The sequence below is a fragment of the Bacillus sp. PK3_68 genome, from assembly GCF_003600835.1.
GTDB lineage: Bacteria > Bacillota > Bacilli > Bacillales > Domibacillaceae > Pseudobacillus.
Genome location: NZ_NQYC01000001.1, coordinates 3478123 through 3490000 on the forward strand (window position 1 = coordinate 3478123; position 11878 = coordinate 3490000).

The window sequence follows — 11878 nt, forward strand, 5'->3', positions numbered from 1 at the left end:
AAGAAACATGAAGAAAAGGCTTTTGGGGATGTTATCACTCCTGTTAGTGCTTTCTATGGCATTAATCGGATGCTCGTCAAATTCTTCCGATGGAGGCAAAAGCAAAGGAGGAGAGGGAGCAGGCGGCGGAACATTAATTTATGGACGCGGCGGAGATGCTGTCTCACTTGACCCGGCTATTGTTACCGATGGGGAATCGTTGATCATTGCAGAGCAGGTATATGAAACGCTTGTAAACTTTGATAAAGAAACGACAGATATCGTTCCGGGACTTGCTAAGGACTGGAAAATATCTGAAGATGGTTTAACGTATACGTTTGAACTGGAAGAGGGAATCAAGTTTCAAGACGGCACGGATTTTAATGCGGATGCCGTTGTGAAAAATGTGGAAAGATGGCTGACGAGCAATGATGAGGCGAAATTTGCCTACTTTGCTTCTCAATTTGGCGGCTTTAAAGGCAGTGACACGGCCATCATTAAAGAGGTGAAGGCTGAAGGAGATAATAAAGTTATCTTTACGCTTAACAAGCCACAAGCGCCATTCTTGAAAAACCTAGCAATGTCACCATTTGCTATTGCCAGCCCGACAGCTATTGAAAAGTACGGGGATAAATATGGCGAAAATCCAGTGGGTACAGGTCCGTTTAAATTTGAGAGCTGGAAACGCAATGATACGATCACTCTTGTAAAAAATGAGGATTATCACAAAAAGGGAGAGCCTAAAGTCGATAAGTTAATTTTCAAAGTAATTGAAGACAACTCTGCCCGCTTAAATGCATTGGTTAAAGGAGAAGTAGACTTAATCGATGGCTTAAATCCAAGCGATGCTGAAAAGGTAAAAAGTGATAAAAACCTTCAATTATTTGAGAGACCTTCTTTAAACGTAGGGTATCTGGGCTTTAACGTAGAAAAAGAGCCTTTTAACAATCCGAAAGTGCGTCAGGCACTCAGCTACGCAGTAAATAAAGAAGCTTTAATCAAAAACTTCTACGAGGGAACAGCAGAACCTGCTAAGAACCCAATGCCGCCAACTCTTAACGGTTATAACGATGAAATAAAAGATTATGATTTCGATCTTGATAAAGCCAAGAAACTACTAGTTGAAGCTGGATACAAAGATGGATTCAAAGTAGATTTATGGGCAATGCCAGTGCCGCGTCCATATATGCCGAATGGACAAAAAGTGGCAGAAGCACTGCAGGCTGATTTTGAAAAGATCGGCGTGAAGGCTAATATCGTAACAATGGAATGGGCGACTTATCTCGAAAAAGTACAGGCGGGAGAGGCTCCTCTATTCATGCTCGGCTGGACAGGAGATAACGGTGATGCCGATAACTTCTTGTACACACTTCTTGATAAAGATGCGATTGGATCGAATAACTACTCTCGCTACGCTAATGAAGATGTTCATAAGCTTCTGTTGGAAGCACAAGCAGAAACAGATGAAGCGAAGCGTGCAGAATTGTATAAAAAAGCACAAGAGATCATTCATACGGATGCCCCATGGGTACCGCTGGCCCATTCTACTCCGTTGCTGGCAGGAAAAAGTACGATTGAAGGCTTCTTCCCACATCCAACTGGTTCACAGCCAATGGGGGATGTATCGATTAAATAAGAATGGGAGGAGGAGCGGGAAAGCTCCTCCTCTATTTTTCGATAAGCCAGAATGGAATTAATTACTGAAAGCAGGTGAGCACATGTTTGCTTATACAATTCGGCGCCTATCCATGCTAATTCCGGTTTTATTAGGGATGACTTTAATTGTCTTTTCGCTTATCCATGCGATCCCCGGCAGTCCAGCACAAATTTTGCTCGGTCAGCAAGCGTCACCGGAAGCGGTAGCTGCTCTTACAAAAGAAATGGGGCTTGATCGGCCATTATACATTCAATTTATCGATTATTTAAAAAACCTGTTCACCGGTGATCTGGGAGAATCATTTAGAACGAGAAGCCCAATCAGTGAAGAAATTTGGCCTTATTTGGCGGCCACCATTGAGCTTGCTTTATTCGCTATGATTGTTGCTGTGGTGGTAGGTGTTAATGCTGGTATTATCTCCGCTTGGTTTCAAAATTCCTGGTTTGATTATTTGTTAATGATATTCGCCCTGATTGGCGTGTCTATGCCGATCTTCTGGCTTGGATTGATGGAGCAATATGTTTTTTCTATCAAGCTTGATTGGCTACCAACAACCGGACGGGATAATATTCGTGATCCTATAACGCCTATTACTCATCTATATTTGCTAGATACCCTCTTACAAGGACGTTTCGACCAATTTGTTGAAGTCATTAAGCATTTGATCTTGCCGGGCATAGCCCTTGCAACGATTCCGATGGCTATTATTGCTAGAATCACTCGTTCAAGTATGCTTGAAGTTATGCGTTCTGACTACATTCGGACTGCGAGAGCGAAAGGGATGAGCATGCTTAAAGTAGTGTATAAACATTCTTTAAGAAACGCATTTATTCCTATCTTAACCATTATCGGACTGCAGACTGGTTTGCTGCTAGGCGGCGCGATATTGACAGAGACAATCTTTGGATGGCCAGGCATTGGTAACTATATTTATGGTGCCATTCAATTCCGTGACTATCCTGTCATTCAATCTGGTATTTTAGTCGTTGCTGCCATTTTTGTTTGTATTAATTTGGTTGTTGATCTCTTATATGCCGCAATTGATCCGCGGATTAAATACCGTTAAAGGGGGATGCCTACATGACAGAAATTGCAGAACAGACTCAGCTGCCTCCGTCCGGACCTGACGTGAAGATAAACCAGGAAGAAAAAACAGTTTCACCGTGGGTCGATGTTTGGCGGAGGTTTCGAAAAAATAAAGCTGCCCTGTTTGGTGCCGGCCTTGTTTCTTTCTTTATATTGCTAGCCATCTTTGCTGATTTAATTGCTCCTTATGGCTTTAAGGAAACCGTGCTGGCCAACAAGCACTTGCCGCCCTCTTCCAAGCACTGGTTTGGAACAGATGAATTTGGCCGTGATATTTTTAGCCGAGTCGTTTACGGAGCTCGTATTTCTTTGTGGGTAGGGTTTGTCTCAGTAGCTGGTTCAGTTATTGTAGGCTCAAGCCTTGGTATTATTGCCGGTTATTATGGTATATGGGTGGATACAATTATCTCCCGTCTGTTTGATATTTTGCTTGCGTTCCCAAGTATTCTGCTGGCCATTGCTGTTGTGGCTATGCTAGGACCGTCTTTGCAAAATGCTTTGATTGCCATTGCTATTATTAATGTGCCAACATTCGGGCGGCTTGTCCGAGCCAAAGTGCTAACCGTCAAGGAAGAAGAATATATTACAGCGGCTAAAGCCATTGGGATGAAAGACAGCCGAATTTTACTTCATCATGTTTTGCCAAATAGTATGGCCCCCATTATTGTCCAAGGAACATTAGCTATTGCTACAGCAATTATTGAAGCGGCGGCTCTCGGATTTCTCGGCATGGGTGCCCAGCCACCAACACCCGAGTGGGGAAAAATGCTTGCGGATTCAAAAGATTTTATTATGCAGGCACCATGGACTGTGTTTTTCCCAGGTATTGCGATTATGCTAACGGTGCTTGGCTTCAATTTAATGGGGGATGGGCTACGTGATGCACTTGATCCCCGGATGAAAAACTAATGAATAAAACCAGCTGCCATTGGCAGCTGGTTTTATTCACCTTCTTCAAACTCAGGAAGTTGGTCATCAGGATGAAATTTTGAAAAGCTTGTAATGAGCTGATCAAGGTGCTCCAAGTTTTCCCCATATTCCAGAACAGAGGAAAGGAGATGGAGCAGGTGGACAGAAAAATCATCTTCATCGGAAGTGCTCGACTTGATTTCAGCAGTAAACAGAGACATAAACTGTTCCCGATCTACGCCCATTTCAAAAACGTCCTCTATCTCAACCGTTGTTTTTATTTTGCCAATAAAGCGTAAAAGCAAATGTTCATGATAGCTCATCAATGAATCAAGATAATCAACAAGGGTCTTTTGTAATTCCGGCGTTAGAAGAGAGATGTCGTTTTCAAATTGATTCATCCTTCGCAGTATATCGTAGCTTCTACGAGTGGCTAAGATCATCTTACGGTATAGAACCATTTTTCGTTTTTTAGAAGTGAGATTTCGTTTCAGTGTTCCGCGGTCTTCTTTATACATTAAATAAAGATTATCAACTGTTATGAGCCGCTCGCGAATCTTGCTGATGTCCTTTTTTAAAACGTGATAGTCCGTTCCGGTTCGCAAACTTAGACGAATCCATTTTAATGTGTCCTCAGTTACCTGATTAATTTGCCCGAACAGCTTTGTTTCATATTGTGGAGGCAGAAAGACTAAGTTCACAGCTGAGGCTGATAGTACCCCAATCATAATAGTGATAAAGCGGATCAAGGAGAATTGAATAAAATGTTCATTCTGTAACTCCATGATAACCATCAATGTAACTAATGCAAGACCAATGGATTTTTCTAAATGCAGCTTCACCATGATAATTAAGGCGACGATAGCTGCCAGCCCTACAAATACAATGTGATTTCCGAATAAAAGCACAAATGAGATGCCAATTGCTGCTCCTATAATGTTTGCCTGTACTTGTTGAATTAAAGTTAAATAAGAACGATAAATAGTAGGCTGAATAGCGAACACTGCTGCGATGCCTGCAAAAACCGGGGAAGGCAGGCCTAATAGCGTGGAAACGAATAAAGCTAAGACAATAGCGATTCCCGTTTTAAAAATTCGTGCACCCAGCTTCATAAATAAAATGATTCCTTTCTCAGTGTAAGTGTATTAGGTGAAGATTATATCACTTAACGCAATTGAGAAAAAGCAAAATCTACTGCCTGCAATGTTTTCTCAACATCTTCATCTGTATGCTCAGTTGTTAAGAACCATGCTTCGTACTTGGATGGGGCAAGATGAATTCCTTGAGAAAGCATTAATTTGAAGAAGCGACCAAACATTTCTCCATCTGTTGCCTCTGCTTGTTCATAGTTCACAACCTTCTCGTTTGTAAAGTAAATGGTTAAAGCACCTTTTAAACGATTAATTGTGATAGGGGTATTATATTTTTGGGCTGATGCTAAAATGCCTTCTTCAAGAATAGCACCGAGGCGATCCAATTCCTCGTATACTCCTTCTTTTTGAAGCACTTCAAGGCAAGCGATACCAGCAAGCATAGAGGCCGGGTTGCCAGCCATGGTTCCTGCCTGATAAGCCGGACCAAGCGGAGCTACTTCCTCCATGATCTCTTTGCGGCCGCCGTAGGCGCCGATTGGTAGACCGCCACCAATAATTTTTCCCATGGCTGTTAAATCAGGCGTAATGCCTAATAGATCCTGTGCTCCTCCATACATGAAACGGAAGCCAGTGATGACCTCATCAAAAATGAGCAATGCGCCGGCTTCGTGTGTCAGTTTTTTGACTTCTTCCAAAAAGCCTGGTTTCGGTTCGACAATACCAAAATTACCGACGATTGGTTCAATAAGAACCGCAGCAATCTCTTCGCCCCATTTTTCTAATGCTTCTTTCAATGGCTCTGTTTCGTTAAATGGAACTGTAATAACCTCTTGAGCAATACTTTTTGGTACCCCCGCAGAATCGGGCGTTCCTAACGTAGAAGGTCCTGATCCTGCTGCTACCAAAACTAAATCAGAATGTCCATGATAACAGCCGGCAAATTTAATAATCTTGTCGCGTCCTGTATAAGCGCGAGCTACACGGATTGTTGTCATCACAGCCTCTGTCCCGCTGTTGACAAATCGAACCTTATCCATGCTTGGAATAGCTTCTTTCAACATTTTTGCAAAGGTGACTTCATACGGTGTTGGTGTACCATACAGCACGCCTTTTTCAGCTGCTTCTTTAATTGCCTCCGTAATATGCGGGTGTGCGTGCCCAGTAATAATCGGGCCATAGGCAGCAAGATAATCAATGTACTGATTGCCATCTACATCCCAGAAATAGGCTCCTTTTCCTCTCTCCATAGCTACAGGCGAGCCCCCGCCAACGGCTTTGTAAGAACGTGAAGGGCTGTTTACTCCTCCCACAATATGTTTTAGTGCTTCTTGATGAAGCTGCTCAGAATTAGTGTGTTGCATGTATAGGCCTCCTTGGTGATAGATACATATTCATTTTAGACTTGCCTTGCCGTTTAAGCAACGGAAGTCCGTCAATCATAAACAGATTATAGCCAGCATATATATAAGAGAAAAGTGAGCAGCAATGGGAGGCGGAAGCATGACTCCTGCAATTTTTAGCGCAGTAGTTTTTTGTTTAACAATGAGTATAAAAGGCATGTTTGCTCCGGGACAGCCTCAGAATCGTTACTTATCCTTTCATTACTTCTTATATTTTGGCTGCTTGTATTTAACACTTATGATCGGCTTTGCTTTAATCTATACATTATTGCAGCTTAATGGACAAGCTGTTTGGACGGGAGAGGAAGCGGGCGCTGTTAATTTTTGGGACAAATTCTTTAGTTCACTCTACTTTAGTGGCATCACACTTTTTTCGGTGGGTTACGGTGATATCGTGCCTGAGGGGGCAGGCCGATGGGTCGCTCTTATTGAAGCATGGATAGGCTACACAATCCCTACAGCTTTTGTAGTGCGTACTATGCTGGAAAAAGACAATAACTAATTATTATTTGCCATATTTTTTCCCATCCGCTACGCTAGTAATAAGATAATTCAGACGAATGAATCTGGTTATTTATCTTATTTAAAGCAAAGGAGAGAGAAAAATGGTAGCAAAGATAGGAGAAGTAGCCCCGGATTTTAAATTAATAGCAAACAATGGAGAAAAAGTAGGTTTATCTGATTACAGGGGCAAAAATGTTGTTCTTTATTTTTATCCAAAAGACATGACTCCAGGGTGCACGACACAAGCTTGTGATTTTCGTGATAAGCATGACCAGTTTAGTGATCTAGAAACAGTGATTTTGGGAGTGAGCACAGACCCTGTTGCTCGTCATGAGAAATTTATTGACAAGTACGACCTGCCGTTTTTACTACTTGCAGATGAAAATCATGAAGTATGCGAATTATATGATGTTTGGAAGCTAAAGAAGAACTTCGGCAAAGAGTACATGGGGATTGAGCGTTCTACTTTTGTGATCGATTCAGAAGGAAAGTTAGTTAAGGAATGGAGAAAAGTAAAGGTAGCGGGGCATGTAGAGGAAGCGCTTCAGTTTATTAAAGAACAATTATCCTAAAGAAATAAGGAGGAGAGAAATGAAGATTATATTTACTTTTCGGCCTCCACGGGCGTGGCAAGGAAAACTAAGCATGGCATTCCCTGAGGAAGAGTTTAGTTATTATAAATCGATAGATGAAGCAGAAAATTTGTCGGAAGCTGAAGTAATTGTTACATTCGGTGAAGACTTAACGGAATACCATATCAATAGCTGCACGAACTTACAATGGATTATGGTAGCGTCTGCAGGCATGGAAAAAATGCCTTTCAAAGCAATTGAAAAAAGAGGCATTTTAGTAACTAACGCCAAGGGCATACATAAAATTCCGATGGCTGAATTTACAATGGGCTATATGCTTAACCATGTAAAACGCTTTCCAGAATTGCTCGATCTGCAGAAGAAAAAGATATGGAACAAGAGATTGGAAATTGGAGAATTAGCAGGCAAGCATTTGCTTGTGTTAGGTACAGGAGCCATTGGAACGGAGATTGCCCGGCTCGCCAAGGCATTTCGAATGGGCACGATTGGAGTCAATCGCAGCGGGCATCAGAGTGACTGTTTTGACGAAATCTATACAATGGACAAATTATCTATGCTTCTTCCGGAAGCGGACTTTATTGTGTCTGTTTTGCCAAGTACAGATGAAACAAAGCATTTGCTTAAGGAAAAGCATTTTAAAGCGATGAAAGAAACGGCTGTTTTCATTAATGTTGGCCGTGGCGATCTGCTTGAAGATGAGGTTTTAATGAATGCGCTGCAAAATAAAGAGATTGCTCATGCTTATCTGGATGTGTTTACAGAAGAGCCTCTGCCAGAGAAGCATCCACTTTGGAATGAGGAAAGAGTAACAATTACTCCTCATATTTCAAGCGTAACAAGCGAGTATGTACCGCGAGCGTTGGAAATATTTATGCATAATCTGGAAATATATAAAGAAAACGGGTCTGATTATGAGAATAAAGTGAATTTGAAAAAGGGATATTAATAAGTAAGAAAAATCAAGAACCTTTAGAGCTGATTGTCCTGTAAAGGTTTCTTTTTTATTGACAAAGTATAGAAAGAATTAGTACACTAATTATAAAGATTATAATATAATAATACCTTTTAGAAAGAAAAGAGGTGCATGACGGTGTCTCATGAGCATAATCATCTACAGGAAGCGTTGGATACGTTAAAAGCAACTGGCGTTCGGATTACTCCTCAGCGTCATGCGATACTTGAGTTTTTAATTCAATCTATGACCCACCCAACAGCAGACGATATATACAAAGCGCTTGAAGGAAAATTTCCTAATATGAGCGTGGCAACAGTTTACAACAATCTGCGGGTATTTCGTGAAGTCGGTCTTGTAAAAGAACTTACGTATGGAGATGCATCCAGCCGATTTGATTTCGTTACAACAGATCACTATCACGTTATTTGCGAAGAGTGCGGAAAGATTGTTGATTTCCACTACCCCGGCCTGGATGAAGTAGAACAGCTTGCATCGCATGTAACAGGGTTTAAAGTTAGTCATCATCGGATGGAAGTGTATGGCACGTGTCCGGAATGTACAACAAGTAAAGAAGTTCATTAAAAAAGAATTGTTCGTTAAACGAACAATTCTTTTTATTTCTTTTTGCGATTATAGCCTTCATCAAATTCTTTGCCTTCCAGACTTTGATCGAGTGTAAGAGGCTCTTTACAATGCATGCACATGTCTACACGGCCAAGCATTTTTGTTGGTTTTCCACAGCTAGGACAGATAACCTGTACTGCTTTAGTGGATAACATGCCAATCCAAAAGTAAACGACCGTACTGGCAATAATCGACAGTAAGCCAATTAGCATAAACAGTGTCATCCAAAAAGGAGATTGTCTAAAGAAGATTCCTGCATACATAATAACAATGCCGATAAAGATTAAGCTAAGAGCGAATGTGCGAATCCGGTTAATTTTACTTGAATAATTTCTGGCCATATTCTTTAACCTCCTAACAATAAACTATATCATAGTTTGTAAGTGAAAAAGCACAGGAATATTCCAAATTTAAAAGTTTTAAAGGATTCTTTCTTAATTTGTCGAAATGAATGGAAATAGAAGAAACCCGCGTTTGGAGGAATTACTATGGATGATATCCTTCGTCCGCTTTATCAGGAACGGACAAGTCAACAGAATACCATGGGTGTTATTGTAATAGAAAAGAAAGAAAACGAAGCATCCTTTACTGAGAGTTTTGACGTCATTCTACTTATTATAGTAAAAGAAGCAGAATCGCCTGTTTTCATAAAGCAGTATATATATGGAGATAAAAAGGCAGCACTTTATACGGTTACAGAAGCACAGCTGGAAGAATGGCTGCTTCTCGGCAACAACAGAAAGTTTATTGAGTGGCTCTATCATGGCAAAGTTTTGTTTGATCGAAATGAGTATGTCTTTCATATGAAACAGGAAATGAGAGAGTTTCCTTTCTTTGGCCGAAAAATAAAAATGGCGATAGAGTTTTCTAAATTAATTAGAAGATGGACGTATGGAAGGGACTTTTTTAAGAATGGTCATTACTTAGATGCCTATAATCATGTCATGCATTCCCTTCATCATCTTGCCCGTCTTGCTGTAATTGAAAATGGATTTTATCCTGAAGTAACGGTCTGGCTGCAGGTGAAGCAGATGGAGCCGGAAATCTATAAGTTGTATGAAGAATTGTTAACGAGCGACGAAGAGCTGGAGAAGCGCTTAGAGCTTTTGTTCATTGCTATTGATTTTTTAATTCATTCAAGAACAGAAAATGGGGCAGATCATTTACTTTCTATTCTAAAAGAAAAAGAAGCGTGGTCATTCCAAGAGCTTTTAAACCACCCGGAGATCAATTATTACGCAGTAGATCTTAGTGTTTTACTGGAATACTTGGTTGGTAAGTCCTTTGTTGAAGAGCAACAAGTGCAAACGAAAGGGCAGGGCATTTACCATAGATATTACCGTGTAACGAATGAATAAAAGTTTTTTCGAAAAAAGTGTTGACGGTTTTTAAAAAACTTGTTATATTAGTAAGCGTCGCTGACGACAATGAACAACGGCGACGCACTAATATCTCAAAAAAAGTTTTGAAAAAGCTTTGACGAGAAAGAAATAATATGGTATATTAAAAAAGTCGCTGTTAAAGAAATGGCGAAAAATTGATCTTTGAAAACTGAACAAAATACATGCCAGTAAGTTAATTCTTATTTTTATTTAATGAGCTATGCAAACAATCTTTTTGGAGAGTTTGATCCTGGCTCAGGACGAACGCTGGCGGCGTGCCTAATACATGCAAGTCGAGCGGACTTGACGGAGCTTGCTCTGTTCAAGTTAGCGGCGGACGGGTGAGTAACACGTGGGTAACCTGCCTGTAAGACTGGGATAACTCCGGGAAACCGGGGCTAATACCGGATATTCTTTTTCTTCGCATGAAGAAGAATGGAAAGGCGGCTTTTAGCTGTCACTTACAGATGGACCCGCGGCGCATTAGCTAGTTGGTGAGGTAACGGCTCACCAAGGCGACGATGCGTAGCCGACCTGAGAGGGTGATCGGCCACACTGGGACTGAGACACGGCCCAGACTCCTACGGGAGGCAGCAGTAGGGAATCTTCCGCAATGGACGAAAGTCTGACGGAGCAACGCCGCGTGAGTGAAGAAGGTTTTCGGATCGTAAAGCTCTGTTGTCAGGGAAGAACAAGTACCAAAGTAACTGTTGGTACCTTGACGGTACCTGACCAGAAAGCCACGGCTAACTACGTGCCAGCAGCCGCGGTAATACGTAGGTGGCAAGCGTTGTCCGGAATTATTGGGCGTAAAGCGCGCGCAGGCGGCTTCTTAAGTCTGATGTGAAAGCCCACGGCTCAACCGTGGAGGGTCATTGGAAACTGGGAGGCTTGAGTGCAGAAGAGGAGAGCGGAATTCCACGTGTAGCGGTGAAATGCGTAGAGATGTGGAGGAACACCAGTGGCGAAGGCGGCTCTCTGGTCTGTAACTGACGCTGAGGCGCGAAAGCGTGGGGAGCGAACAGGATTAGATACCCTGGTAGTCCACGCCGTAAACGATGAGTGCTAAGTGTTGGGGGGTTTCCGCCCTTCAGTGCTGCAGCTAACGCATTAAGCACTCCGCCTGGGGAGTACGGCCGCAAGGCTGAAACTCAAAGGAATTGACGGGGGCCCGCACAAGCGGTGGAGCATGTGGTTTAATTCGAAGCAACGCGAAGAACCTTACCAGGTCTTGACATCCCGCTGACCGGTCTGGAGACAGATCTTTCCCTTCGGGGACAGCGGTGACAGGTGGTGCATGGTTGTCGTCAGCTCGTGTCGTGAGATGTTGGGTTAAGTCCCGCAACGAGCGCAACCCTTGATCTTAGTTGCCAGCATTCAGTTGGGCACTCTAAGGTGACTGCCGGTGACAAACCGGAGGAAGGTGGGGATGACGTCAAATCATCATGCCCCTTATGACCTGGGCTACACACGTGCTACAATGGATGGCACAAAGGGCTGCAAGACCGCAAGGTTTAGCCAATCCCATAAAACCATTCTCAGTTCGGATTGCAGGCTGCAACTCGCCTGCATGAAGCCGGAATCGCTAGTAATCGCGGATCAGCATGCCGCGGTGAATACGTTCCCGGGCCTTGTACACACCGCCCGTCACACCACGAGAGTTTGCAACACCCGAAGTCGGTGGGGTAACCCTTA

Annotated in this window: 11 protein-coding genes and 1 rRNA gene (1 of these 12 cut by a window edge); 9 read left to right on the top strand and 3 right to left on the bottom strand. The window is 42.4% G+C overall.

What is annotated here, in order from left to right; genetic code table 11:
- Window positions 1-7 precede the first annotated feature (7 nt).
- From CJ483_RS17480 to CJ483_RS17490, 3 genes are all read left to right on the top strand, one after another.
- Window positions 8-1615, top strand: coding sequence for an ABC transporter substrate-binding protein (locus tag CJ483_RS17480; protein WP_120036382.1), 1608 nt, complete (start codon window positions 8-10; stop codon window positions 1613-1615).
- 82 nt (window positions 1616-1697) lie between these two features.
- Window positions 1698-2702 carry an ABC transporter permease gene (locus CJ483_RS17485; protein WP_120036383.1) on the top strand — a complete coding sequence of 335 codons (1005 nt, stop codon included), beginning with the start codon at window positions 1698-1700 and terminating at the stop codon, window positions 2700-2702.
- 14 nt (window positions 2703-2716) lie between these two features.
- Window positions 2717-3631 carry an ABC transporter permease gene (locus tag CJ483_RS17490; RefSeq protein WP_120036384.1) on the top strand — a complete coding sequence of 305 codons (915 nt, stop codon included), beginning with the start codon at window positions 2717-2719 and terminating at the stop codon, window positions 3629-3631.
- Between the two features lie 32 nt (window positions 3632-3663).
- Here the strand turns inward: CJ483_RS17490 and CJ483_RS17495 are convergent, their stop codons facing one another.
- The gene (locus CJ483_RS17495) at window positions 3664-4743 is read right to left on the bottom strand and encodes an FUSC family protein (RefSeq protein ID WP_120036385.1); all 1080 of its coding nucleotides are present in this window, start codon (window positions 4741-4743) and stop codon (window positions 3664-3666) included.
- Between the two features lie 53 nt (window positions 4744-4796).
- Window positions 4797-6086: a glutamate-1-semialdehyde 2,1-aminomutase gene (locus tag CJ483_RS17500; RefSeq protein WP_120036386.1), complete on the bottom strand. Its 1290-nt coding sequence runs from the start codon at window positions 6084-6086 to the stop codon at window positions 4797-4799.
- Between the two features lie 139 nt (window positions 6087-6225).
- Between CJ483_RS17500 and CJ483_RS17505 the strand changes: the two genes are divergently transcribed.
- The 4 genes from CJ483_RS17505 (at window position 6226) to perR (ending at window position 8759) form a co-directional block, all read left to right on the top strand.
- Window positions 6226-6627, top strand: a complete 402-nt coding sequence (locus CJ483_RS17505) for a potassium channel family protein (protein WP_120036387.1) — start codon at window positions 6226-6228, stop codon at window positions 6625-6627.
- 103 nt (window positions 6628-6730) lie between these two features.
- Window positions 6731-7201 (top strand): thioredoxin-dependent thiol peroxidase, encoded by a 471-nt coding sequence (gene bcp, locus CJ483_RS17510; protein WP_120036388.1) that lies wholly within the window; start codon window positions 6731-6733, stop codon window positions 7199-7201.
- Window positions 7202-7220: 19 nt separating this feature from the next.
- Window positions 7221-8168 carry a D-2-hydroxyacid dehydrogenase gene (locus CJ483_RS17515; protein ID WP_120036389.1) on the top strand — a complete coding sequence of 316 codons (948 nt, stop codon included), beginning with the start codon at window positions 7221-7223 and terminating at the stop codon, window positions 8166-8168.
- A 138-nt stretch (window positions 8169-8306) separates the two neighbouring features.
- On the top strand, window positions 8307-8759 hold the full coding sequence (gene perR, locus CJ483_RS17520; protein ID WP_120036390.1) for a peroxide-responsive transcriptional repressor PerR: 453 nt from the start codon (window positions 8307-8309) through the stop codon (window positions 8757-8759).
- A gap of 32 nt (window positions 8760-8791) precedes the next feature.
- Here perR and CJ483_RS17525 read toward each other — a convergent pair whose 3' ends face one another.
- Window positions 8792-9142: a YgzB family protein gene (locus tag CJ483_RS17525; protein WP_120036391.1), complete on the bottom strand. Its 351-nt coding sequence runs from the start codon at window positions 9140-9142 to the stop codon at window positions 8792-8794.
- 147 nt (window positions 9143-9289) lie between these two features.
- Here CJ483_RS17525 and CJ483_RS17530 point away from each other — a divergent pair, with 147 nt between their 5' ends.
- Both CJ483_RS17530 and CJ483_RS17535 read left to right on the top strand, forming a co-directional pair.
- A complete protein-coding gene (locus CJ483_RS17530) occupies window positions 9290-10159 on the top strand; it encodes a nucleotidyltransferase-like protein (protein ID WP_120036392.1) in 870 nt (289 codons plus the stop codon).
- Between the two features lie 256 nt (window positions 10160-10415).
- Window positions 10416-11878 (top strand): 16S ribosomal RNA (locus tag CJ483_RS17535); it runs 91 nt beyond the window's last position.

Coding starts and splice junctions, on each gene's coding strand:
- CJ483_RS17480 (WP_120036382.1), top strand. CDS start 8: ATGAAGAAAAGGCTTTTGGGGATGTTATCACTCCTGTTAGTGCTTTCT.
- CJ483_RS17485 (WP_120036383.1), top strand. CDS start 1,698: ATGTTTGCTTATACAATTCGGCGCCTATCCATGCTAATTCCGGTTTTA.
- CJ483_RS17490 (WP_120036384.1), top strand. CDS start 2,717: ATGACAGAAATTGCAGAACAGACTCAGCTGCCTCCGTCCGGACCTGAC.
- CJ483_RS17495 (WP_120036385.1), bottom strand. CDS start 4,743: ATGAAGCTGGGTGCACGAATTTTTAAAACGGGAATCGCTATTGTCTTA.
- CJ483_RS17500 (WP_120036386.1), bottom strand. CDS start 6,086: ATGCAACACACTAATTCTGAGCAGCTTCATCAAGAAGCACTAAAACAT.
- CJ483_RS17505 (WP_120036387.1), top strand. CDS start 6,226: ATGACTCCTGCAATTTTTAGCGCAGTAGTTTTTTGTTTAACAATGAGT.
- bcp (WP_120036388.1), top strand. CDS start 6,731: ATGGTAGCAAAGATAGGAGAAGTAGCCCCGGATTTTAAATTAATAGCA.
- CJ483_RS17515 (WP_120036389.1), top strand. CDS start 7,221: ATGAAGATTATATTTACTTTTCGGCCTCCACGGGCGTGGCAAGGAAAA.
- perR (WP_120036390.1), top strand. CDS start 8,307: ATGACGGTGTCTCATGAGCATAATCATCTACAGGAAGCGTTGGATACG.
- CJ483_RS17525 (WP_120036391.1), bottom strand. CDS start 9,142: ATGGCCAGAAATTATTCAAGTAAAATTAACCGGATTCGCACATTCGCT.
- CJ483_RS17530 (WP_120036392.1), top strand. CDS start 9,290: ATGGATGATATCCTTCGTCCGCTTTATCAGGAACGGACAAGTCAACAG.